Here is a 23,445-nt window from a genome sequence, read left to right as displayed (position 1 = left end):
ACGACATTAAAGAACTCTCGACAGTGCATTCGTAAAATTGATTAACGATATTTAACTTTGAAATCATGCCATCAAGCCACATATTTTATGTTAACTCGCTTGAATGTATACAGGAGCTATCCATAGATGAAAACCAAATTAAACTTACTTTCTGCTGCACTATTAACGGCATCATTAGTCATGACCCCCACCATCTCGCTGGCGGCAATCCCTCAAGCAGTTGACGGTCAAGCAATTCCGAGTTTAGCCCCCATGTTAGAACAGACAACACCAGCGGTAGTGTCTGTAGCAGTATCAGGCACTCAAGTATCAAAGCAACGAGTACCTGATGTATTTCGTTATTTCTTTGGCCCCAATGCACCGCAAGAACAAGTTCAAGAACGCCCTTTTAGAGGTTTAGGCTCAGGCGTTATTATTGATGCAGATAAAGGCTACATCATTACGAATAACCATGTCATTAATGGTGCCGACGATATTCAAATTGGTTTACATGACGGCCGCGAAGTAAAAGCTAAGCTGATTGGGACGGATAAAGAATCTGATATCGCATTACTGCAAATAGAAGCCAAAAATTTAGTCGCTATTAAACAAACCGATTCAGATGAAATACGTGTTGGTGATTTTGCAGTAGCCATTGGTAACCCATTTGGACTTGGTCAAACAGTGACCTCGGGGATTGTTAGTGCATTAGGCCGCAGCGGCTTAGGCATTGAAATGCTGGAAAACTTTATCCAAACAGATGCTGCTATAAATAGCGGCAACTCAGGTGGTGCATTAGTCAATTTAAAAGGTGAGCTAATCGGAATAAACACCGCAATTGTCGCCCCTAATGGTGGTAACGTTGGTATTGGTTTCGCTATCCCAGCCAATATGGTGCATAACCTTGTTGAGCAAATTATTGAACATGGTGAAGTGAGACGAGGAGTACTAGGAGTATCTGGACGCGATCTTGATAATGAACTAGCCAAAGCCTTTGGTTTAGATACTCAACATGGTGGCTTTGTAAATGAAGTTATGCCGAAAAGTGCAGCCGACAAAGCTGGACTCAAAGCAGGTGATATTATTGTCAGTCTTAACGGCCGTAATATTAAAACCTTCCAAGAATTACGTGCCAAAGTTGCCACTATGGGTGCTGGAGCAGAAGTGGAGTTTGGTATTATTCGTGACGGTGATAAAAAGACCATTAAAGCGACCTTAGGGGAAGCTGATAAAGTCGAAGCTGAAGCGGGTAGCGTGCATCCTATGTTACAAGGTGCCACATTAGAAGACAGCAAAAAAGGGATTGAGATTACTGAAATTGCTCAAGGTTCACCAGCTGCAATGAGCGGCTTAGAAAAAGGTGATTTAATTGTGGGACTAAACCGTACCAAGGTCTCGAGCCTTAAAGCATTAAAAGAATTACTGAAAGAAAATAAAAACTCAGTAGCACTTAAGATATTGCGTGACAACAATTTGCTCTACCTTGTTTTACGCTAATATTGTCAATCTACTAGGGTATGCATTACGATAATCATCATATTATTGAATGTGATATCAGTTATAGAATCAAGCATCGATCAACCTTTGGTCGGTGCTTATTTATTTGAGCTATGTTAATATAGCGTCCATTTTTTTTAACAATTATTCAAGCCATGAACCTAAAAGACACGTCCATCTATATAATTAAAGCTGTGGTATTTGGTCTCATCATGGCTGCTGTTTTTCTCGTCATCACCACTCTGACACAAAACTCGTCGTTCAATCATAACCTAGCAAATGTGGGCAATAGTGGCTCAGAATTATCTTTTGCAAAGGCGGTTCGCCGCGCAGCCCCAGCTGTAGCAAACATTTATAGCCTTAGTATTGATCAGCGTAACCCACTTAATACCAGTTCACTCCAAGGTCTAGGCTCTGGAGTACTTATGAGTAAAGAAGGCTATGTGCTGACGAATTACCATGTGATCAAAAAAGCCGATGAAATTGTTATTGCGCTGCAAGATGGACGTAAATTTACTGCTGAAGTCGTTGGTTCCGATCCTGAAACTGATTTAGCCGTATTAAAAATTGAAGGTGACAATTTACCTATCGTACCCGTTAACCTAGATAAACCAGCTCAAGTAGGTGATGTCGTATTAGCAATTGGTAATCCGTATAATATTGGCCAAACTATTACCCAAGGAATTATCAGTGCAACAGGACGTAGCGGCTTAAGTTCAGGCTATTTAGACTTCTTACAGACAGATGCTGCCATTAATGCAGGCAATTCAGGTGGTGCATTAATCGATACCGGTGGTGAATTAATTGGTATCAACACTGCGGCATTTCAGGTAGGTGGAGATAATGGCGGTAATGGAATTAGCTTTGCGATCCCAATAAAGCTAGCCCACAGTATTATGGATAAATTGATTAAGCATGGCCGGGTTATCCGTGGTGCGTTAGGTATTTCAGGCGAGCCATTAAATCCTGTAATGGCGCAGATACTCAACCTTCCGGATTTGAAAGGGGTATTAGTAACAGGTATTGATCCTGACGGACCGGCTGCTCGCGCACGTTTGATGCCTAGAGATGTTATAACTCAATATAATGATGAAGATGTTCCTGGTGTTGAAATGTTAATGGACAGAATTGCAGAAACAACACCTGGCACCAAGGTGAATATGACCATTATACGTGAAGGTAAACAACAAATACTGCCAGTGATTATTACTGAAAAAGTCACTATGCCAGAGTAGATACCTCCTCAAAAATAGCAAAAAAGCCATTCATTTGAATGGCTTTTTTTAGTCATAATCAATAGTGATGATTATTTCACTCGAACAATTTAATACAACTATTTGACTCGAACGACTTCAGCACCCAAGCCTTGGAACTTAGCTTCTATATGCTCGTAACCACGATCAAGATGATAAATACGATCAACAGTTGTAATACCATCCGCTACTAAGCCAGCAATAACTAAGCTGGCAGAAGCACGTAAATCTGTCGCCATCACTTGTGCGCCATTTAAGCGTTCAATCCCATGAATAATGCAAGTATTCCCTTCCAGTTCTATGTTAGCTCCCATACGGCTTAACTCAGGTACATGCATAAAACGATTCTCAAAAATCGTTTCAGTAACACGACCCGTACCTTCAGCAAGTGCATTTAACACACAAAATTGCGCTTGCATATCTGTCGGAAATGCTGGGTAAGGGGCAGTTTTAATGTTAACGGATTTTGGACGTTGACCTTTCATATCAAGTTCAATCCAATCGTCACCCGTTGTTATCTCCGCGCCGGCATCTTCAAGCTTAGATAAAACCGCTTCTAATGCACTTGGATCTGCAGATACACAGCGAATTTTGCCACGAGTGACTGCAGCAGCAACAAGAAATGAACCCGTTTCGATGCGATCAGGCATCACACGATATTCACACCCCGTTAAACGCTCTACACCTTCAATCTTTAATGTTGCTGTACCTACACCAGTGATTTTTGCCCCCATAGCAATTAGGCAGTGGACTAAATCTGTGACTTCTGGCTCGCGAGCAGCATTTTCAATAACCGTAGTGCCGTCTGCTAATGCTGCTGCCATAAGCAAGTTTTCAGTGGCACCTACGCTAACCATATCCATAAAGATATGTGCGCCTTTTAGGCGGCCATCAACACGGGCTTTAATGTAGCCTTCTTTGACTTCAATCTTAGCGCCCATTAACTCTAAACCGTGCAAATGTAGATTAACGGGACGTGCACCAATAGCACAACCGCCAGGTAATGAAACATCTGCCGTGCCATAACGAGCAAGCAAAGGCCCTAAGATAAGAATAGAAGCACGCATTGTTTTAACTAAATCATAAGGTGCACAGTATTCATTTAAATTAGTGGTTGAAATGCGAATACGGCTCCCACCTAAATCTTCAACCTCAGCACCTAAACAACGTAGTAATTCGCAACTGGTGATCACGTCACGAAGGTTAGGTACATTTGATACAATAAAATCTGTTTCCGCGAGTACGCCAGCCATTAAAATAGGCAATGCTGCGTTTTTTGCACCAGAGATCACGACTTCACCAGTTAAAGGCTTACTGGCTTTTATAGTTAATTTATCCACAGTGAGTCTCTGTTGTTACATATTGAAAAGTTTTTCACGCTTCCACTGAGTCGGCGTAAAAGTTTTAATCGTTAATGCGTGCAATTCGCCGTTGGCAATTTGTTCAGCTAAAGGGGCATAAATCACCTGTTGCTGCTTTACGCGGCTCATGCCGTCAAAACATTCGCCAACGGCAACCACTTTATAATGGCTGCCATCTGTGGTCACATGCGCTTCAGTAAGCGATAATGCTTCTGTTAAAATTTGTTCAATAACGTTACATTCCATGAAATCAATTACCTTTACTATTCGATACAAAATTTAGTTAAAAAAAGCGCTTAAATCATAAAGCTCAATTATTTTTTTGAGCTGATCACTTGGGTTTACCAATTGACGTAACACACTTGTTTCATGACCATCTGAAACATGTAGTGTGATAAACGCGACTAACAATGCAACACCTGCACTGTCAGCATATTCTAAGGATGATAAGTCTATCACTTGAGTTGATGCAGTAAACAATTCATGACGTTTAGGCCACAATTGTTTCACCTCATCTTGCGTTAAACGGCCGCTGACGATGCAACGTTGCTCTTGTTGATTAAAGGTAATCACGCCGCCACAGCTTCTTTTTTTGGTTCGCGATCAATTTTCTGCTGGGTTTTATCATTCAGCATGGTAATCACAGCTTCAATACCTTGTTGGCGAATTAAATTAGATATCTCAGATTGTTTAGTGGCTAATAAGCTCACACCTTCTGCGATTAAATCAAATGCTTTCCAAGAATCGTCTTTCAAACGACGCGTTTTAAATTGAATTTTAATCGGTGGACGCCCTTGCTCAATAACCTGAACGTTAACCTCCACAATTTTTTCATTACTAAAGTCACTTGACGGATCAAAGGCGACAGTTTGATTTGTGTATTCTGTTAATGCCTGCGCATAGGTTGCTACTAAATATCCTTCAAATGCATCAACAAAACGATTACGCTGATCAACAGTAGTATCTTTTAAATACTGCCCCATCACTTTATAAGCAGCATATTTATAATCAACGTAAGGCATAAGCTCTTCACGAACAATGACTTTTAGGTAACCTAAATCATTATTGATTAATTCTTTATCTGTTTTAAATCGATCAAAAGTCATATTCGCGACTTGCTGGATCATGACATAAGGATCATGAGTGTTCACCTCATCATTAGCCGCTACCGCAGCTTGACTGATAACAGCACTGCCAAATAGACCTAAAGCAATAACACGACAAAAAAACGTTTTCATAATAGCGTTCCTATTTACCTTTAGACGACATACTAAATAAAAGCTGACCAATTAAATCTTCTAAAACCAATGCTCCGTGTGTGTCTTCTACTTTATCCCCATCGGCAAGCATCGAAATGTCATCGTCCATAAACCCAGGTGTTAAGCCAATAAATTGTTCCCCAAGCAACCCAGAAGTCAAAATAGCTAAACTGCTTGTTTCGGGGAATTGATTGTAACGTTTGTCTATTGTTAAGGTTACAATCGGCTCTAGTTTCTTACTATCAAGGGTAATATCAGTCACACGACCAATCACTACACCACCGACTTTGACGGGTGAACGTACTTTTAAGCCGCCAATATTATTAAACTCAGCCACTAATGCATAAGTCTGGTCATTAGATTTCACTTCAATATTAGCTACGTTGAATACTAATACGCAAAATGCCAATAAACCTGACAATAAAAACACGCCCACCAATAATTCTACTTTCCGTGTCAACATACTCTTAAACCACTTTAGTTAATCTAAACAATGAAAAAATCTTAATTTCCGAACATGATTGCCGTAAGCAAAAAGTCCAACGCTAAAACAGCTAAGCTTGCCTGCACAACCGTTGAGGTTGTCGCACGACTAATGCCTTCTGGGTTTGGTTGAACTTCATAACCTCTATACAAGGCTATCCATGTCACCACCACACCAAAAACAACACTTTTTATCAAACTGTTAACAATATCTTTTCGCCACTCAACAGATGCTTCCAGAATAGACCAAAACGCACCACTATCAATACCTTTCCATTCAACACCCACTAAGTAGCCGCCCCAAATACCCACTAAACTAAACATTATCGCCAGTAATGGCATGCTGATAACACCAGCCCAAAAACGCGGTGCAATAATTTGTCTTAACGGATCTATCGCCATCATTTCTAGACTCGACAATTGCTCTGTTGATTTCATTAAACCAATTTCGGCCGTTAATGCAGAGCCCGCTCGACCAGCAAATAATAATGCAGCAACAACAGGACCAAGTTCACGTAATAAACTTAAGGCCACCATTGGGCCTAAACTTTCTTCAGTACCAAAATCGACTAAAATATTATATCCCTGTAGGGCTAATACCATGCCAATAAACAAACCCGATACTAAAATGATAACCATAGAACGCACACCAAGCACATAAACCTGCTTAATAATTAATGGTGTACCTTTTTTGATGTTTGGAACACGAACAATTGCACGCCATAACATAATGCCAGCTCGACCATAACCCGACACTAATTTCAGCACATAACTCCCAATATCGGCAACATAATCAATTACACCCACGAAGTAGCTCCTCTTGATAATCCTCAGCAGGATAATGAAATGGCACAGGGCCATCTGGTGCGCCTTGAATAAACTGGATCAGTTGTGGATTGTCAGACTGGCGTAATTGATCTGGTGTTCCATGCGCAATGACCTGTTTATCTGCTATCACATAAACATAATCTGCAATACCCAATACTTCATCTACATCGTGAGAAACCACTACAGAAGTGAGCTTTAGCGAATCGGACAATTTACGAATGAGTTTTACCAACATTCCCATAGAAATAGGATCTTGTCCCGCAAATGGCTCATCATACATCACCATTTCAGGCTCTAACGCAATCGCTCTTGCCAATGCAGCTCTGCGCTGCATTCCACCAGATAACTCACTCGGCATCATATACGCCGCACCTCGAAGTCCTACGGCTTGTAACTTCATCAATACAATGGTGCGGATTATCTCTTCTGGTAATCCAGAATGTTCTCTCAACGCAAATGCGACATTGTCGAATACATTAAGGTCGGTAAACATTGCACCACTTTGAAATAACATACTCATACGTTTACGCAATTGAAAAAGGTCTTTGCGCTTAAGCTTATGCACATCATGACCATCAAACAATACTTGTCCACTGCTAGGCGTTAACTGTCCGCCAATCAATTTTAATAGCGTAGTTTTGCCTATACCGCTTGGCCCCATGATTGCTGTTACTTTGCCTTTAGGGATCGATAAAGAAATATCTTTAAATATCACACGGGAACCATGGCTAAAGGCCATATGGTTAACCTCTACCAAAGGTTTTTCATTTGATTTACTCATATCAGACATTGGCGTTGAGGAGATAACAGCCTTCCTTGAATTAAGTTGAAGCGCAAATTGTACTGTAATTGTCGATTAAGCGACAACTATATCCATGTAACGACATATCATTACAAGAACAATTACTGCTCAATGCTTTCAATTTGATAAAAATCCAGCGAAAATACTCAGCAATTAATGACCACAATCGGAATCACATGCTAGTTAATATCCTAATGTTAATTGTTGGCCTTGCTATTTTAGTTTGGAGTGCAGATAGATTTGTTTACGGCGCAGCCGCTTTTGCACGCAATTTAGGCTTGCCGCCTATGTTAATTGGACTGACTATTGTTGCAATGGGCAGCTCTGCCCCCGAAATGTTTGTCGCCGCAACCGCATCAATGGATGGCATGCGTGATACCGCTATTGGTAACGTGTTGGGCTCCAACATTGCAAACATTACTTTAATTCTAGGATTAACGGCCTTATTTGGGGCTATTGGCGTAGGATCAAAAACCTTAAAACGTGAAATACCACTTATGCTAGCGGCCACAGTTTTCGCTGGTTACACCTTACATGATGGCGTGCTCACGCGTACAGAAGGTAGCATGCTCATCGTGTTACTTTTTCTGCTAATGGGATATTTCATATGGCAAGCGATTAAAGATAAAACACCCGATAACTTAGATACAGAACTTGAATCTGAGATCCCTAAAAATGTTCCAACCTTTCATGCTATCATTTGGCTAACTGTCGGTATTATATTACTCCCGGTTTCAGCCAGTTGGATGGTAGATGGCGCTGTGGGTATTGCAACGTTTTATGGGTTATCTGATCTGGTCATCGGCCTAACCATTATTGCAGTGGGAACAAGCCTTCCAGAATTAGCAGCCTGTATTGCTGGGGTGCTAAAAAAAGAAGACGACCTCGTCATTGGTAATATTGTTGGATCCAACTTATTTAATATTCTTGCAGTGTTGGCACTGCCAGGGTTAATTTCCCCTGGTGAAATAGATGCCTCAGCCAGTGGAAGAGACTTCTATATGGTCTTAGGTACCAGTACTGCATTAGCCGTTTTAGTATTATCTAGTGGTGCCAAACAACAACTAACCCGTTGGCATGGTGCACTATTATTAATCACCTTTATTGCGTACCAAATTGTTGTATTTCAATCTCATTAGATTGGAGCATTAAGGTAAAGTATTAAGTTAAAAGAGAGATTCACATGGTAAATCAAACTCAATTTCGTCAATGGGGCCGTAAAGTCATTGATATTGAAAAAGCTGCTTTAGATAATTTATATCAATACGTGGACTCAGTTGAGTTTGGCCAAGCGTGTGAACTCATCCTACAGTGCAATGGCAAAATCATTGTTATGGGGATGGGGAAATCGGGTCATATCGGTAATAAAATATCAGCAACTTTTGCCAGTACTGGTACACCGGCATTTTTTGTACACCCAGGAGAAGCCAGTCATGGTGATTTGGGCGCATTAGCAAAAAATGACATTGTGCTCGCCATTTCCAATTCTGGTGAATCAAGTGAAATACTCACCTTGATGCCTGTGATACAGCGCATGGGGGTTCCGGTTATTGCGGTAACGGGCAAGCCAGACTCCAACATGGCGCGTTTATCCAAAATCCATTTATGTATTCAGGTTCAAGAAGAAGCTTGTCCACTTGGATTAGCACCAACCTCAAGTACCACTGCAACGTTAGCAATGGGTGATGCATTAGCCATTGCATTATTGCAAGCAAAAGGATTTACTCGTGATGATTTTGCCTTGTCACATCCAGGCGGTTCTTTGGGAAGAAAATTATTGTTGAAAGTAGATGATGTCATGCATAAAGGTGATGATTTACCCATAGTCCATAATGATATTTGTATTACTGAAGCACTTTACGAAATATCCAAAAAAGGTCTTGGCATGACCGCAGTCGTCGATAATGATAATAAGCTAGTGGGTATATTTACCGATGGAGATTTACGTCGTGTCATCGATGCAGAAGTGAACCTGAGAACCACTCCGATAGCACACGTAATGACCAAAAACTGTGTGACCAGTCCTGCTGGTATTTTAGCTGCACAAGCACTGCAAATTATGGATGAAAAAAGCATCAACGGATTGATTGTCGTCAATGAAAAACACCAACCGATCGGGGCATTAAATATGCTCGATATGGTTAAAGCTGGAGTCATTTAATCATGTCAGAATCAACCTCGTTTCGCCAAGGATTATACGGTCCCATCAGTAATGATGTGTGGTTACGCGCTCAAAAAATTAAACTATTAATCTGTGACGTCGACGGTGTATTTTCCGATGGCCGTATTTACCTCAGTAATGCTGGCGAAGAACTGAAAGCCTTTCATACTCGCGATGGCTACGGAGTGCGTTCTATCATCACAAGTGGATTTCATGTAGCTGTGATCACTGGGCGTAAATCCAAAATAGTAGAAAACCGCATGACGGCATTAGGTATTACGCATATTTACCAGGGGATTGACAATAAATCCGAACCTTTTGAGCAACTTATGTCTTTGTATAATGTGAGCGCCGACGAAGTCGCTTACATTGGTGATGACATGGTTGATCTTCCCGTGATGAAAGCCGTAGGACTAGCAGTATGTGTCGGTGATGGCCATCCGTTTGTAAAACAACAATGCCATATGACAACGACCCTAAATGGCGGACACGGTGCACTACGTGAACTGACCGACTTATTACTATTAAGCCAAGATAAATTTGCCACTGCTCATGGTATGAGTATATGAATAGAGTCACGCTAGGTATTGTAGTTTTTTTTGGCCTTGCTTTAATACTATACTGGCAAGCACAAATAAAGCGCAGTGAAATGGAGGCCGTGAAAGTTCGCGGAATTGAGCGTCCAGATTTTATTGCAAATAACCTTCAAACCACTGAATTTAATCAACTCGGTTTTGTAGAAAGTCGAGTCAGTGCCGAGCACATGGAACATTATGCTTCTACTGACGTCACTCACTTTACCAAACCTATCTACCTCATTTATCCTGAAAATGGTAAAGCACAGTGGCAATTAAGTGCAGACCGAGGACGATTAAATAAAAATACCAGCAAAGTCATATTAGAAAATAATGTTATTATTGATGCTATTGATATAGAAGAACCCCTACAATCACTGAGCACCCAAGCCATTACTGTGGATTTAACCACTATGATAGGTACCTCGCAGGAGATGGTGTATATCAAAGGAAAAGGGTTTATTATTCAAGGCTTAGGCCTACATGCAGACTTGAATTCGCAAAAATTATCGCTACTCAGCCAGGTAGAAGGGAAATATGAGCCACATTAATCGTCTCCACACTCGCGCCAATGTTATGTTATTAAGTAGCATACTTTGCCTACTGAGTTTGCCTGCCATGGCTAAACAAGGTGATCTTATGCAGGAGTTAAAAATTGCCGCAGTAAGCCAGTCTGCCGACATTAAAAACAATCAAATTGTCTTTAATGGCCCGGTTACCATTGTTCAAGGCTCGATTAATATCAATGCTGATCAGCTGCGGGCATTTACCCCCGAAAACAGCACCAGTAAAAGACTTATCGCCACTGGTTCGCCGGCAACGTTTTCACAAGAATTAGATGACGGCCAAATAGGTACCGCCAGTGCCGACGAAATTACTTATGATCTTGCCAGCACCACGCTCACATTAATAGGCAATGCCAAGCTTGAGCAATCAGGAAGCCAAGTTACTGGTAACAAAATTAAGTACAATATCAATGCACAAGAGTTGATAGCTGAAAGTACAGGTAAGGGACAAGATCGGGTCATCACGATTATTCAACCTGAAAACTTCCAAGATGAAACCGCGCCGAAGCAAAAACTCCCTGAAATCCCTGTTAACAAGCAGAACAAACAATGACCCAAATAACCTTAACCGCTGAAAATTTAGCTAAAAGCTATAAAGCTCGTCAAGTTGTTAAAGATGTTAGTTTAACGGTTAAAACTGGCCAGATAGTGGGTCTTTTAGGCCCTAATGGGGCGGGTAAAACAACCACATTTTATATGGTTGTCGGCTTAGTAAAAAGCGATAAAGGTCGGATCTTAATTGATAATGACGATCTCACCGCCGATCCAATGCATCTTCGAGCCCGTAAAGGTATTGGTTATTTACCGCAAGAAGCCAGCATTTTTCGTAAGCTCACTGTACACGACAATATTATGGCCGTGTTGCAAACTCGCAAAGAGCTCAACAACGACCAACGAATTGAACAACTTGAGCATTTGCTAGAAGAATTCCACATTACCCACATTCGCGATAATCAAGGCATGTCGTTGTCGGGTGGAGAACGTCGTCGCGTTGAGATTGCACGCGCATTAGCTGCTAATCCAAAATTTATTTTACTCGATGAACCCTTTGCTGGTGTTGATCCTATTTCAGTTATTGATATTAAAAAAATTATCCAACAACTGAAAAGTCGCGGTTTAGGGGTATTAATTACCGACCATAATGTTCGTGAAACGTTAGATGTTTGCGAGCGGGCCTATATTGTTAGCCAAGGTAATTTAATTGCTGAAGGTACACCTGATGAAGTATTGAGCAATCAACAAGTTCGAGCTGTGTACTTAGGTGAACAATTCAAGCTATAGTTAAGTTACGGGTCTTTTAAACTATCTAACTCGTTTTGTTGAACGTTAACTAAATAACGTTAAATGTCATTGATGTATGTAACAATCAATACAGTATTTTAGATTGTCATTTTTATGGAAATCATCTAGGGATAAGCGGTAAATGAAAGCGTCACTCCAACTCAAAATGGGTCAACACTTAACCATGACCCCACAATTGCAGCAGGCTATTCGCTTACTGCAATTATCGTCATTGGAGCTACAGCAAGAAATCCAACAAGCATTGGATTCAAACCCATTGCTTGAAATAGAAGATGAGTTTTCAGAAGCAAAAAACTCCGCAAAAGAAAATCGAGACCAAGCTGATACCGACTTTAGTGACAACAGCAGCGTTAATAAAGAAAAAGACACCTCTACAGTTGACACTGCAGAGTCTATAACCAAAGAAACCATGGATGATCTAGCCATGGATACGACATGGGACGAAGTGTATACCGCCTCCCCAATGTCAGGTTCAGGCAGTGCGAGCATGCGCGACGATGACATGCCATTCCAAGGTGAAACCACCGAAGGTCTGTATGAGCATTTAGAATGGCAAAAAAATCTTACTCCCTTTTCTGAGACCGATTTAGCAATTGCCACCGCTATCATTGATGCTGTTGATGAACAAGGTTATTTAACCCAAAGTACCGAAGATATTCTCGAAGCAATGGGCGATGAAACCGTTGAACTAGATGAAGTTGAAGCCGTATTAAAGCGCATTCAACACTTTGATCCTGTTGGTGTAGCGGCTAGAGATTTAAGCGAGTGCTTATTCATCCAATTAGCGCAATATGCCAACACAACCCCCCATATTGATAATGCTCGTCTGCTGATTAAAGACTATTTAGATTTAATTGCCGGGCGTGATTTTAGATTGTTAATGCGTAAAACAAAGCTAAAAGAAAACGAGTTGCGTGACGCTATCACCCTAATCCAGTCACTTAATCCTCGTCCAGGTTTATTAATTACTGCCGTAGATGACGAATACGTCATACCCGATGTTACGGTACTAAAGAAAAATGGCCGATGGGTTGTAGAGTTAAATCCTGACAACATGCCAAAAATTGGCGTTAATCAACAATACGCCGCCATGGCGCGAAGCAGTAAAAATCCGTCGGATAGTCAATTTATTCGAGGCCACTTGCAAGAAGCTAAATGGTTTATTAAAAGTATTGAAAGCCGTAACGACACATTACTCAAAGTGGCCAATTGCATTGTACAATTTCAACAAGGTTTCTTTGAATATGGCGAAGAAGCCATGAAACCAATGGTATTAAATGATATCGCTGAAGCTGTAGAAATGCATGAATCAACCATTTCACGGGTGACTACCCAAAAATACATGCACACCCCACGAGGACTGTTTGAACTAAAATACTTCTTCTCTAGCCATGTCAGCACTGACGATGGCGGTGAATGTTCATCTACTGCAATTCGTGCTTTTATCAAAAAATTAGTTGCTGCAGAAAACCAGCAAAAACCGCTGAGTGACAGTAAAATGGCCCAACTTCTGGCTGAACAGGGCATAAACGTTGCTCGTCGTACCATTGCAAAATATCGTGAAGCAATGATGATTCCACCGTCTAACCAACGTAAGAGTTTATAACCTACAAGGCAACGGAATATATTCATGATAAATTTTCAAAGCTTGAACGACACTCCGATCAGAGCCATAATGCAAACGTTGCGCTCAATGTATAAAAGTTACAACAAAGATCAAAAGCCAGTAAAATCACAGATGGCATAGTGATGTTTGCCATGTCAGAATGTACTGATATGTATACTGCAATAGACGCCCTGATCGATAAGCTCAACCGTCAGGTAATTAAACACCAACAGAAGTATACACAACACTAACGATGGAACTTTGTACCATTCTGCGACCGGAGTGCACTACCTGTGCCACCCCGGGCAGTAAGAAAAAAGTACTGGAACTCATCAGCAACTTAGTCGCTGCCCAGTACCCACCCCTATCTTCGCAAGAGGTTTTTGAAAGCCTTTTAGCGAGAGAGAAAGTGGGTAGCACAGGTATAGGAAATGGCATCGCGATACCTCATGGTCGATTGACGTCTATCGATCAGCCCATTGCCATATTTATTAAGTGTGAAGAACCCATTGCCTTTGATGCAATCGATAACCAACCAGTTGATCTGTTATTTGCTTTATTAGTGCCGGCAGATCAGTGCCAAGAACACTTAAGCACGTTATCGAACATGGCCCAAAAACTAAGTGACAAGCAAATATTGAAACAGCTTCGTAAAACTCACGACTCAACAGAACTTTATCAGGTTATCACTGCATGAAACTTGTCATAGTATCAGGACGTTCAGGCTCAGGAAAATCAGTAGCCTTAAGAGTATTGGAAGACCTAGGATATTATTGTGTTGATAATTTGCCTTTAGCTCTTATTGGCACATTATTAGCCCAGCTCAAAGGTAGTAATGATTTAGTGGCAATCAGTGTTGATGTACGCAACATTGATGAACAAAGTAAAGTGCTTCAAAATCAATTAGCCCTGCTTGAGCACGACACTGAAATTATCAGCTTCTTTTTAAACTCCAATGATAAAGTTCTACTCAAACGCTATAGTGAAACTCGTCGATTACATCCGCTATCTAAAAATCATATTTCACTGCAAGAAGCGATCAAACTAGAAGGACGCTTACTTGAACCAATCGCAAAAATTGTTGACCATTATATTGATACATCAGCACTGAATATTTACGAATTAAGTGACCAGGTTAGGCAAATATTACTAGGCAGTGTTGATAAAGAGTTAGTGATTAACTTTGAATCTTTTGGCTTTAAACACGGAATGCCGACAGAAGCGGACTTTATGTTTGATGTACGCTTTTTGCCCAACCCACACTGGGAAATAGAGCTGCGTCCATTTACTGGTTTAGACGAACCTGTACAAGAGTTTTTAGGGCGCCAGCCATTAGTTAATAAGTTTATCTGGCAAATTGAAAACCTATTCGAAACTTGGATGCCTCACTTAGAACGTAACAATCGCAGCTACCTTACTATCGCCATTGGCTGTACTGGTGGTCAACATCGCTCAGTGTATATTGTCGATCAATTGGCAAAACGATTTAGACAAGGCAGTAAACATACAGTGAATGTTCGCCACAGAGAATTAGATTTAAATGGCAGTAACAGCTAAGTGAACATAGGATCGAATCAATGATCAAACTTGAACGCCAAGTTAGTATTTCAAACAAATTAGGTTTACACGCCCGCGCAGCGACAAAGTTAGCCATTCTAGTAGCTGATTTTGATGCCAATATAACCTTAATTCAAGATGAAAAAAGTGCCAGTGCAGCAAGTGTCCTAGGGTTGTTAATGCTCGAAAGTGGAATTGGAAAAATGATCACAGTGACAGCTGAAGGACCAGATGCAGAAGCGGCCCTAAGCGCAGTGTGCGATCTCATTAATGCCAAATTTGATGAATGTTGCTAAATTTGTACGCTTAGAAGCTCGGCAATAGAGAGTCGCAAAATGTAAGATTAGCGCTAAATATGTCAGTAACACTAGCTTCTATTCTATAATGCTCACAAACCATATGCCTATATTAGATGTTGCGCCCTGAACTCCTCAGCCTCATACTAACGCAGTAGCCACAACAATATTATTTACATATTCACCTCACAAGAATAGCCTTTATGTTTACCTCAGGTAGTCAATACCATCACATTAAGTATTGTTTTACTCTGTGAATGTTTAGCGCTTAAGATGACGAAAATATACCCGTTTTAGTAACCTCCGGTGTTGCTTGATATCCGGAAAGCACACCTCTATTGTTTAATTAAATAATACGGCGATATAGAAACCCGCCCAACAGAAACCTTCAGGCATTCCATTTTTCGTTGCATAGGTTTCAACTTTGTAACTAATAAACTTGAGCCAGAAAAATCAGAGAAATAAATGATTGCTGTGTGATGAATAGGAAGTAGATATATGGGTAAAGAGTACCTAGACAATGAAATTACCGAACAACGCCTCAATCAACTTGCCCAAGCACTCGACAGCGGTATGTTTGTCCACGCTCGCAACATGTTACATACCATGTCGCCTAATGATGTCGCCCTTATTCTTGAATCATCTCCGCCAAAAAATAGACAAGTGCTATGGCAATTAATTGACCAGCAACATACAGGCGAAATTCTTGACGAATTAGGTGAAGAGCTAAAAGATTCACTTATTAGCAACATGACTCCAGAAAAGCTTGCTCAAGCCACAATCGGCATGGACACCGACGATCTCGCCTATATTCTTCGTAGCTTACCTGACACGGTTTACAAAAAAGTACTCAAGTCGATGAAAAGCCAAGACCGAGATCGAGTTGAACAAGCACTGCGTTACCCTGAAGATACCGCTGGCAGTATCATGAATACCGATACAGTCACGTTACGACCAGATGTCAATATCGAAGTGGTATTACGCTATTTACGTCAACGAGGAAATCTCCCCGACTCTACCGATACTTTATATGTGGTCGACCGCCAAGATCATGTATTAGGCGGAGTAAGGTTGGTCGATTTATTAACATGTAACCCCAGTGTAACTGTCCGCAGTATTATGGACACCGAACTAGAAAGCATTCCCGTTGAAATGTCTGATAAAGACGTAGCGCAGAAATTTGAACGACTCGATTGGATATCTGCTCCTGTGGTCGACAAACAAGCAAAATTGCTTGGACGGATCACTATCGATGACATTATTGATGTAATCCGTGAAGATGCCGAACATTCAATGATGGGCATGGCGGGGATGGATGATGATGAAGATACCTTTGGCCCAGTGCTTAAAAGTACCCTGAGACGCTCTCTATGGTTAATGATTAACTTATTCGCTGCACTGCTTGCCTCATCAGTTAGCAACATGTTTGAAGGTACCTTAGAGCAATTTGCCACCATTGCGATTTTAATGACCATAGTACCAAGTATGGGTGGGGTTGCCGGTAATCAAACCTTAGCACTGGTGATCCGTGGTATTGCACTGGGACATATTGGTCAAAGTAACTCCCGTTGGTTGATAGGTAAAGAATTAAGTATTGGATTATTAAACGGCTTAATGTGGTCTATATTGGTATTTATTGCGGTATGGTTGTGGAAAGATGACATAGTGTTAGGCGGGTTAATCGGCAGTGCAATGCTGATTAATATGACGGTAGCCGGCTTTGCTGGTGCCACGATCCCAATAATGTTGAAAAAGTTAAACATCGATCCTGCACTGGCGGGTGGCATGGTACTCACCACGGTGACAGATGTAGTTGGCTTATTTGCATTTTTAGGTCTAGCCACACTGTTTTTAATACACTAGAGCTTATAGTCCAATATATGAAATGCTCTGTCGCGGTATTTCAGACTTCAATCGCTGCTATTGAAGTCTGAATCAAGCTCAATTAGAGGTAAGAGATAGGATAAATAAATACAAAACCTTGAAAGTAAGCAGGGTAAAGATTGTCATTTATTTTGCTAACAATGCTACTTCAGCGATTAAAAGCCGCATTAATAACGAGACTATTGTCAGCCGATACTAGGATCTGTTGATCTTAGCCGGTTATATTTTGTTCGAGATAAAAGTGTTTTAGTCGAGGCTAGTGCATTGCACCCTAGTAATTTAAGCACCACTCGCTTAACAAATACTCGCTCAACAAAGAGTAAAACACTTTTAGTTGAGGCTATCGGGCAGTATTTTCTGACTATTTCGACAGTGTTATCGACTTTTTATGTAGAATAACCACACAACAAAGCCTCTGCCTTGTCATTCACAGTTTCAGTCATGGTCCAACAATTCTCTGCAAAAACAACCTTGAAAGAACAACAGCCCCTGAACTGTTAGCAAAGTAAACAGCTATTGAACTCATTTTTATTAGGCTGAGTTGAGCTTAAACACTTAATGTCATGCATAAACCAGTGTAAATCTTGTTTTTGAACCGTTAATAATTGGTACCCTATTAACCTAATAACCCTTGTCCCCATATTGTCATTAACATGACCTATTTTTGCCATATTTCTCATCCATACTCCAAGCCAATAATTGTGTTGACATCGTAATGCTTAAAATAATATTTTTCACCAAATTAGTGCAATTGCACCAAACAAGATAAACAAAATAAAATCATGAATTCATAGGATTTTATAAAGCACTGATAAACAACAAGTAAAATTAATTCATAAAGTTGGCACAAGCTTTCCATATAAGAATATATACCCACTAAGTAGTAGTTTAATTTTTGAGCAATCAGAGTAGTTGTAGGAGATGGCGATGAATAAGATAAACTTAAATAGTAACATTAAGTCGATACATTTCATGGCGAAAAATGTCATTAAACAGTGTCGTCAAAATATTTTTTTCTTAGCACATCTTGGTTGTAGTCAATGGGATGAAGTAGAAACTCGTTCAGGTAAGCATCAATAACCAATAGGGAGTGTTTCTAATGAATATATCAAATGCGAAACAGTATCCAATAGACTTACAAAAACAAGTGATTAATGAAGTCAAAAATCATAATAGACTGTTGTCTGACGTAGCAAAGCAATACGGTGTATCAGCTAAAACCGTTTACAAATGGGTAAGACATAATGATGCTCACAAAACCGAAAGTAAAAGCGCTATCGTGTCAGAAATAGAGCATTTACAACAAAAAATCACCCAACTCAGCCAACAGTTACACACAATGGCAAGTTAGGGAATCAAACCGTTTTGGCAAGGATGTTTGACCGTGTTAACAACTCGTCCCCCAGCAAGTTGATAATACACAGCAACAAACATTCTAATAATAAGCGCAAAATATCTTGCATCCTTGCCGCTTTATTGCTCCACCGTTAGCTGTTAAGAAGACCGCTAACATTAAAGTTAAGGCGTTATTGGATCCCCAGGATCTATTATCCAATACCGTCATTTTTATTAAGGTATTTTAACTTCGCAATGACGGCGCTATTGTCGTCCTTAACAGAGCTAAATATCAAAACCGTTTTGGCAAGGATGTTTGATCGTTTTATTAATTCATTCCCCAGTGATGAGATAAACACCAGCAAACAACAAAACATACTAATAATAAGCGCAAAATATCTTCATCCTTGCCACTTTATTGCTCCACCGTTAGCCGTAAGGAAGACAGCTAACATTACAGTTAAGGCGTTATTGGATCCCCAGGATCTATTATCCAATACCGTCATTTTTATTAAGGTATTTTAGCTTCACAATGACGGCGCGATTGTCGCCCTTAGCAGAGCTAAATATCAAAACCGTTTTGGCAAGGATGTTTGATCGTTTTATTAATTCATTCCCCAGTGATGAGATAAACACCAGCAAACAACAAAACATACTAATAATAAGCGCAAAATATCTTCATCCTTGCCACTTTATTGCTCCACCGTTAGCCGTAAGGAAGACAGCTAACATTACAGTTAAGGCGTTATTGGATCCCCAGGATCTATTATCCAATACCGTCATTTTTATTAAGGTATTTTAACTTCGCAATGACGGCGCGATTGTCGCCCTTAGCAGAGCTAAGTATCAAAACCGTTTTGGCAAGGATGTTTGATCGTTTTATTAATTCATTCCCCAGTGATGAGATAAATACCAGCAAACAACAAAACATACTAATAATAAGCGCAAAATATCTTCATCCTTGCCACTTTATTGCTCCACCGTTAGCCGTTAAGAAGGCCGCTAACATTACAGTTAAGGCGTTATTGGATCCCCAGGATCTATTATCCAATACCGTCATTTTTATTAAGGTATTATAGTTTTTGCCATTGACGGCGCTACTGTCACCATTTACAGAGCTAAATATCAAAACCGTTTTGGCAAGGATGTTTGACCGTGTTATCGACTCGTTCCCCAGCAAATTGATAACACACAGCAACAAACATTCTAATAATAAGCGCAAAATATCTTGCATCCTTGCTGCTTTATTGCTCCACCGTTAGCAATTAGGAAGGCCGCTAACATCAAAGTTAAGGCGTTATTGGATCCCCAAATCTATTATCTAATAACGTCATTTTTATTAAAGCCTTTGGCTGAAAAACTCAAAATAACAATAAATAATATAAACAAAAAGCCCCAACGCAAAGGATGCAATGGGGCTTTTTTATCAAGATGAATTGGTAAAAATATAATTCAATAAACTATTGTTGCTCGACAGCCCTTAGCCTTGTAATTTTTTTTGTATGACAAATGTTTCAAAATCACTAGTACTTAAAGGACGACTAAATAAATAACCTTGGCCCATAAAACATTCCAGTTCGATTAATGCGTGGCGTTGCGCTTCCGTTTCAACACCCTCAGCAATTAATACTAATCCCATCGATTTACCCAATGAAATTATAGTTTTAACTATTTCATAATCGTGTTTATTATTGAGCATATCTTTTACAAAAGACATATCAATCTTCATTACATCAACATTAAATTTCTTTAAATAGGCCAAACTGGAATAGCCAGTACCAAAATCGTCAATCGCGATCTTAATACCTAATGAGGTTAATTCGCTCAATTTGTTTTGCATATCAGCAGCATCAATCATTAATGCTGTTTCAGTAATTTCGAGTTCAAGTAAATGAGCAGGAAAGTCGTTATTCAATAATGCTTCTTTGATCACACAGGCTAAATCAGGGTCAGCAAACTGTGCCGCGGCGACATTTACAGAAATAGGAATAATATGTCCTTTATCCAACCAACGTTTAGCTTCTGCGCAGGCTTTGTTTAGCACTTGCTTACCCAACATAATAATCAAACCGGACTCTTCCGATAATGGGATAAATTCTGCTGGAGAAATAAACTCGCCCTCATCATTAACGAGTCTAACAAGTGCTTCAGCACCCACAATCTCGTTAGTCCGTAAATCAAATTTAGGCTGGTAATGAACAAATAGCTCATCATTGATTAACGCTTTTCTTAAGCGTGTTTCTAAATGATGGCGCTCCATAATAGAATGTTCTAAATCATGCGAAAAAAAGCAAAAACGATTACGACCTTCCTGCTTGGCACGATACATAGCTACATCGGCATGTCTCATTAACTCTTCAGCATCTGTGGCATCGTTGGGGAACACACTAATGCCAATGCTAACGGATACATTATACTTTTGACCATCTAGAGCAAAAGGTTCGTGCATTGCATCAACTAATTTAGAGGCTAATTTTGACGAAGCTTCAACAGAGCGAGTCTCGCTCATTAAAATGACAAATTCATCACCGCCTAGTCGGGCTAATGTATACGATGTGGGTATTAATGAACGTATTCGTTTCGCCATCAAACAAATCAATTCATCACCATATTGATGGCCTAATGAATCATTAAGGTATTTAAAGTGGTCAATATCAATTAACAACGCCGCCGCTTTAGTGTCATAGGCCTTGGCTGCCGAACACGCTACGGTAAGTCTATCTTGAAGTAAAATTCGATTAGGTAAATCAGTCAACTGATCATGGTTGGCTAAATGACTCATTTTCATCGCCATTGCCATCGCTTCACTCACATCATGAAACACCATAATGGCACCAATGACTTCACCATTTTCATTACGGATCGGGGCAGCAGAATCTTCAACAAAAAAAACATGGCCGCCACGTGATGTTAACTGACTATTAAGTGCCATCGCGACGATTCGATGCTCTCGTAATGCTAAATATAACGGATTTAATAATTTCTGCTGGGTATTTGAATCTGTCAAAAACATCACATTTTCAATTTTCTGATGTAATGCCTCTTTCAAACGCCAGCCAGTCATACGCTCAGCAATCGGATTCATAAAGGTAATCATTCCTTTAGTATCGGTTGCAATAACAGCATCACCAATTGAATTAAGCGTCACCCGCAAACGTTCTTTCTCGGAGTACAACGCTTGTCTTGCATGTTTTACCTCAGAAACGTCAACGACAGTAACCAAGTACCCATCGACTCCAGCGCTTGATTTCATTTTAGATTGAAAGACTTCATAGAAGCTCGCACCAATACCTTGAGGTACGGTGACAATATATTTCAATGCATCAGAAGTAATATGACGGTGATGATTTAAAATTGCATTACTGAGTTCATTGGGGAAAATAGTAGAAATATGTTTGCCTTTAACATCCCCGAGTAAACTATCAAACCACAAACCAGAGTTATCATTACTGAATAAGTTTTGACCTTGATCATCCCAATAAGTCACTAGCATAGGAACTTGATTGACTAATTGTTGTAGCTCTTCCTTGGCTTTAATAATTAATTGATTTTGCTGTCTAAATTTTAGCTGCGTATGAACTCGTAAGCAGCAAATAGAGGCATTAAAAGGCTTGGTAATAAAATCAACCCCGCCACTTTCGAGAGCAAGCTTTTCAAATTCTGGGTCAGTGTGACCAGTAATAAAAATAATAGGAATATCACTAAATAACGGATTAGCCTTAAGTGTACGACACACCTCCCAACCATCCATATCAGGCATTTCAATATCGAGTAAAATCACGTCCGGCTTAATTTTATCGATTAACGCTAATGCATTACTGCCAGACTCGGAAAAATAAACATTGCCAAGAGGAGACAAAATATCTTCTAGTACAAAAATATTTTGGATATTATCATCAATAATGAGAATTTTATAAACGGTATTGGTTAAGCCTGATAACAACATAGCAAAATAACTCCTTTACTTTTAAATACATAACATCCATTTAATTTGAGCTTATGTAACTGATATCCGTTTTATAATCGCTTTGTTAATATTTACATGTCTGGATAACGAGGCGCATCATCAACATTCGCGATGCTATTAAATAAAATAATACCTAATATAAAGACTTTATACCAAATTAGTTGCTATAAATATGAATAATTATGTTAATAGATCAACGAAATTACTCTTAAAAAAATAACAATCCAGACAACTAACTCACTATGATAATTATTCATCGCCATAGTCATTTAGCAATATCTCTATAGAAGAAAGAGAACTCTCTAGATAATAGGTGATGCCCTAGCTGCAGCGAGGATCCCCAAAACATCACAATGTATCAGAATATGGGCCACGATGATCCGCTAGTATTATCTGGGTACGGGTATAACTAACAAACACACTCTGCGTAGTAATAAATCCAATAAAAACAATATGAATGCCACAAAACCTTTATGAAAACAGCCAAAAATATCGACCTCATTGCCCCACTTCATATAACGTTATTATCACTTTAATTAAACCAATGAAAACTCCCATAAGAAGAAAAATTATTGACAGAGATTGCCCTTATTAATTCAGTTACAATCGCTAGAGTCAGAAAACCATCTAAATCAATAAGAGCCTATTAAATCACGTTTGGTTTCGGTTAACGTTCATCACTTTAATAGGTTAATTACACTCTAATGTCATACCTTAGTACTGATTTCATTAAT

23 protein-coding genes and 1 pseudogene are annotated in these 23,445 nt (G+C 39.8%); 16 read left to right on the top strand and 8 right to left on the bottom strand.

The genetic code is table 11. The features are described 5' to 3' along the window. Positions 1 to 126: 126 nt before the first annotated feature. Both degQ and degS read left to right on the top strand, forming a co-directional pair. Complete coding sequence (gene degQ, locus FCN25_RS12570; protein WP_137225275.1) at positions 127 to 1,476, top strand: Do family serine endopeptidase DegQ; 1,350 nt, start codon at positions 127 to 129, stop codon at positions 1,474 to 1,476. Positions 1,477 to 1,631: 155 nt separating this feature from the next. Further along, positions 1,632 to 2,711, top strand: coding sequence for an outer membrane-stress sensor serine endopeptidase DegS (degS, locus tag FCN25_RS12565; RefSeq protein ID WP_137225273.1), 1,080 nt, complete (start codon positions 1,632 to 1,634; stop codon positions 2,709 to 2,711). Positions 2,712 to 2,809: 98 nt separating this feature from the next. Here the strand turns inward: degS and murA are convergent, their stop codons facing one another. The 7 genes from murA to FCN25_RS12530 are packed head-to-tail and all read right to left on the bottom strand — an operon-like array spanning position 2,810 to position 7,450. Continuing rightward, entirely contained in the window at positions 2,810 to 4,069 is a 1,260-nt protein-coding gene (gene murA, locus FCN25_RS12560) for a UDP-N-acetylglucosamine 1-carboxyvinyltransferase (protein ID WP_137225271.1), read from the bottom strand. A gap of 15 nt (positions 4,070 to 4,084) precedes the next feature. Next, the gene (locus tag FCN25_RS12555) at positions 4,085 to 4,336 is read right to left on the bottom strand and encodes a BolA family protein (protein WP_137225269.1); all 252 of its coding nucleotides are present in this window, start codon (positions 4,334 to 4,336) and stop codon (positions 4,085 to 4,087) included. 33 nt (positions 4,337 to 4,369) lie between these two features. Further along, complete coding sequence (locus tag FCN25_RS12550; RefSeq protein ID WP_137225267.1) at positions 4,370 to 4,663, bottom strand: lipid asymmetry maintenance protein MlaB; 294 nt, start codon at positions 4,661 to 4,663, stop codon at positions 4,370 to 4,372. After that, positions 4,660 to 5,328 carry a phospholipid-binding protein MlaC gene (locus tag FCN25_RS12545; protein ID WP_137225265.1) on the bottom strand — a complete coding sequence of 223 codons (669 nt, stop codon included), beginning with the start codon at positions 5,326 to 5,328 and terminating at the stop codon, positions 4,660 to 4,662. Before FCN25_RS12545 ends, FCN25_RS12550 begins: the two co-directional genes overlap by 4 nt. A gap of 10 nt (positions 5,329 to 5,338) precedes the next feature. Further along, on the bottom strand, positions 5,339 to 5,812 hold the full coding sequence (mlaD, locus tag FCN25_RS12540; protein WP_137225263.1) for an outer membrane lipid asymmetry maintenance protein MlaD: 474 nt from the start codon (positions 5,810 to 5,812) through the stop codon (positions 5,339 to 5,341). A gap of 41 nt (positions 5,813 to 5,853) precedes the next feature. Continuing rightward, positions 5,854 to 6,639 (bottom strand): lipid asymmetry maintenance ABC transporter permease subunit MlaE, encoded by a 786-nt coding sequence (mlaE, locus tag FCN25_RS12535; RefSeq protein ID WP_137225261.1) that lies wholly within the window; start codon positions 6,637 to 6,639, stop codon positions 5,854 to 5,856. Then, a complete protein-coding gene (locus tag FCN25_RS12530) occupies positions 6,626 to 7,450 on the bottom strand; it encodes an ATP-binding cassette domain-containing protein (RefSeq protein WP_137225259.1) in 825 nt (274 codons plus the stop codon). The genes mlaE and FCN25_RS12530 overlap by 14 nt, the downstream gene beginning before the upstream one ends. A gap of 188 nt (positions 7,451 to 7,638) precedes the next feature. Here FCN25_RS12530 and FCN25_RS12525 point away from each other — a divergent pair, with 188 nt between their 5' ends. The 14 genes and pseudogenes from FCN25_RS12525 to FCN25_RS12460 all read left to right on the top strand — a co-directional run bounded on the left by FCN25_RS12525 (position 7,639) and on the right by FCN25_RS12460 (position 18,760). After that, the gene (locus FCN25_RS12525) at positions 7,639 to 8,601 is read left to right on the top strand and encodes a calcium/sodium antiporter (protein WP_137225257.1); all 963 of its coding nucleotides are present in this window, start codon (positions 7,639 to 7,641) and stop codon (positions 8,599 to 8,601) included. A gap of 44 nt (positions 8,602 to 8,645) precedes the next feature. Then, positions 8,646 to 9,623, top strand: a complete 978-nt coding sequence (locus tag FCN25_RS12520; protein ID WP_137225255.1) for a KpsF/GutQ family sugar-phosphate isomerase — start codon at positions 8,646 to 8,648, stop codon at positions 9,621 to 9,623. A gap of 2 nt (positions 9,624 to 9,625) precedes the next feature. After that, positions 9,626 to 10,192, top strand: coding sequence for a 3-deoxy-manno-octulosonate-8-phosphatase KdsC (gene kdsC / locus FCN25_RS12515; RefSeq protein ID WP_137225253.1), 567 nt, complete (start codon positions 9,626 to 9,628; stop codon positions 10,190 to 10,192). Continuing rightward, entirely contained in the window at positions 10,189 to 10,749 is a 561-nt protein-coding gene (gene lptC / locus FCN25_RS12510) for an LPS export ABC transporter periplasmic protein LptC (protein WP_137225251.1), read from the top strand. The genes kdsC and lptC overlap by 4 nt, the downstream gene beginning before the upstream one ends. Further along, entirely contained in the window at positions 10,736 to 11,317 is a 582-nt protein-coding gene (gene lptA / locus FCN25_RS12505) for a lipopolysaccharide transport periplasmic protein LptA (protein ID WP_137225249.1), read from the top strand. The genes lptC and lptA overlap by 14 nt, the downstream gene beginning before the upstream one ends. Further along, positions 11,314 to 12,045, top strand: coding sequence for an LPS export ABC transporter ATP-binding protein (gene lptB, locus FCN25_RS12500; RefSeq protein ID WP_137225247.1), 732 nt, complete (start codon positions 11,314 to 11,316; stop codon positions 12,043 to 12,045). Before lptA ends, lptB begins: the two co-directional genes overlap by 4 nt. 142 nt (positions 12,046 to 12,187) lie before the next feature. Continuing rightward, positions 12,188 to 13,672, top strand: a complete 1,485-nt coding sequence (locus FCN25_RS12495; protein ID WP_137225245.1) for an RNA polymerase factor sigma-54 — start codon at positions 12,188 to 12,190, stop codon at positions 13,670 to 13,672. Further along, positions 13,669 to 13,923: pseudogene (gene raiA, locus FCN25_RS12490) on the top strand (ribosome-associated translation inhibitor RaiA). The gene FCN25_RS12495 and the pseudogene raiA overlap by 4 nt, the downstream one beginning before the upstream one ends. A gap of 2 nt (positions 13,924 to 13,925) precedes the next feature. After that, entirely contained in the window at positions 13,926 to 14,369 is a 444-nt protein-coding gene (gene ptsN, locus FCN25_RS12485; RefSeq protein ID WP_137225243.1) for a PTS IIA-like nitrogen regulatory protein PtsN, read from the top strand. Continuing rightward, positions 14,366 to 15,229, top strand: a complete 864-nt coding sequence (rapZ, locus tag FCN25_RS12480; RefSeq protein WP_137225241.1) for an RNase adapter RapZ — start codon at positions 14,366 to 14,368, stop codon at positions 15,227 to 15,229. Before ptsN ends, rapZ begins: the two co-directional genes overlap by 4 nt. 20 nt (positions 15,230 to 15,249) lie before the next feature. Continuing rightward, a complete protein-coding gene (locus tag FCN25_RS12475) occupies positions 15,250 to 15,525 on the top strand; it encodes an HPr family phosphocarrier protein (RefSeq protein ID WP_137225238.1) in 276 nt (91 codons plus the stop codon). 498 nt (positions 15,526 to 16,023) lie between these two features. Continuing rightward, positions 16,024 to 17,388, top strand: coding sequence for a magnesium transporter (gene mgtE, locus FCN25_RS12470; protein WP_137225236.1), 1,365 nt, complete (start codon positions 16,024 to 16,026; stop codon positions 17,386 to 17,388). Between the two features lie 948 nt (positions 17,389 to 18,336). After that, positions 18,337 to 18,489 (top strand): hypothetical protein, encoded by a 153-nt coding sequence (locus tag FCN25_RS20935; RefSeq protein ID WP_167496051.1) that lies wholly within the window; start codon positions 18,337 to 18,339, stop codon positions 18,487 to 18,489. 19 nt (positions 18,490 to 18,508) lie between these two features. Next, positions 18,509 to 18,760 (top strand): transposase, encoded by a 252-nt coding sequence (locus tag FCN25_RS12460; RefSeq protein WP_137225234.1) that lies wholly within the window; start codon positions 18,509 to 18,511, stop codon positions 18,758 to 18,760. A 1,464-nt stretch (positions 18,761 to 20,224) separates the two neighbouring features. On the opposite strand, the gene FCN25_RS12455 is transcribed toward FCN25_RS12460, so the two are convergent. Next, positions 20,225 to 22,690: an EAL domain-containing protein gene (locus FCN25_RS12455; protein ID WP_137225232.1), complete on the bottom strand. Its 2,466-nt coding sequence runs from the start codon at positions 22,688 to 22,690 to the stop codon at positions 20,225 to 20,227. Positions 22,691 to 23,445: the final 755 nt, after the last annotated feature.

This window comes from Shewanella sp. MEBiC00475 (assembly GCF_005234075.1).
Lineage (GTDB): Bacteria > Pseudomonadota > Gammaproteobacteria > Enterobacterales > Shewanellaceae > Shewanella > Shewanella polaris.
The sequence above is the reverse complement of the archived record's forward strand: the minus strand, read 5'-3'. Positions and strand labels throughout refer to the sequence as shown.

Excerpts from the sequence above, each read along its gene's own strand:
- FCN25_RS20935 (WP_167496051.1), top strand. The coding sequence starts at position 18,337 with ATGAATAAGATAAACTTAAATAGTAACATTAAGTCGATACATTTCATG.
- FCN25_RS12520 (WP_137225255.1), top strand. The coding sequence starts at position 8,646 with ATGGTAAATCAAACTCAATTTCGTCAATGGGGCCGTAAAGTCATTGAT.
- lptC (WP_137225251.1), top strand. The coding sequence starts at position 10,189 with ATGAATAGAGTCACGCTAGGTATTGTAGTTTTTTTTGGCCTTGCTTTA.
- mlaD (WP_137225263.1), bottom strand. The coding sequence starts at position 5,812 with ATGTTGACACGGAAAGTAGAATTATTGGTGGGCGTGTTTTTATTGTCA.
- FCN25_RS12525 (WP_137225257.1), top strand. The coding sequence starts at position 7,639 with ATGCTAGTTAATATCCTAATGTTAATTGTTGGCCTTGCTATTTTAGTT.
- FCN25_RS12460 (WP_137225234.1), top strand. The coding sequence starts at position 18,509 with ATGAATATATCAAATGCGAAACAGTATCCAATAGACTTACAAAAACAA.
- lptA (WP_137225249.1), top strand. The coding sequence starts at position 10,736 with ATGAGCCACATTAATCGTCTCCACACTCGCGCCAATGTTATGTTATTA.
- degS (WP_137225273.1), top strand. The coding sequence starts at position 1,632 with ATGAACCTAAAAGACACGTCCATCTATATAATTAAAGCTGTGGTATTT.
- FCN25_RS12455 (WP_137225232.1), bottom strand. The coding sequence starts at position 22,690 with ATGTTGTTATCAGGCTTAACCAATACCGTTTATAAAATTCTCATTATT.
- kdsC (WP_137225253.1), top strand. The coding sequence starts at position 9,626 with ATGTCAGAATCAACCTCGTTTCGCCAAGGATTATACGGTCCCATCAGT.
- FCN25_RS12530 (WP_137225259.1), bottom strand. The coding sequence starts at position 7,450 with ATGTCTGATATGAGTAAATCAAATGAAAAACCTTTGGTAGAGGTTAAC.
- degQ (WP_137225275.1), top strand. The coding sequence starts at position 127 with ATGAAAACCAAATTAAACTTACTTTCTGCTGCACTATTAACGGCATCA.
- rapZ (WP_137225241.1), top strand. The coding sequence starts at position 14,366 with ATGAAACTTGTCATAGTATCAGGACGTTCAGGCTCAGGAAAATCAGTA.
- FCN25_RS12495 (WP_137225245.1), top strand. The coding sequence starts at position 12,188 with ATGAAAGCGTCACTCCAACTCAAAATGGGTCAACACTTAACCATGACC.
- FCN25_RS12555 (WP_137225269.1), bottom strand. The coding sequence starts at position 4,336 with ATGGAATGTAACGTTATTGAACAAATTTTAACAGAAGCATTATCGCTT.
- mgtE (WP_137225236.1), top strand. The coding sequence starts at position 16,024 with ATGGGTAAAGAGTACCTAGACAATGAAATTACCGAACAACGCCTCAAT.
- lptB (WP_137225247.1), top strand. The coding sequence starts at position 11,314 with ATGACCCAAATAACCTTAACCGCTGAAAATTTAGCTAAAAGCTATAAA.
- FCN25_RS12545 (WP_137225265.1), bottom strand. The coding sequence starts at position 5,328 with ATGAAAACGTTTTTTTGTCGTGTTATTGCTTTAGGTCTATTTGGCAGT.
- ptsN (WP_137225243.1), top strand. The coding sequence starts at position 13,926 with ATGGAACTTTGTACCATTCTGCGACCGGAGTGCACTACCTGTGCCACC.
- FCN25_RS12475 (WP_137225238.1), top strand. The coding sequence starts at position 15,250 with ATGATCAAACTTGAACGCCAAGTTAGTATTTCAAACAAATTAGGTTTA.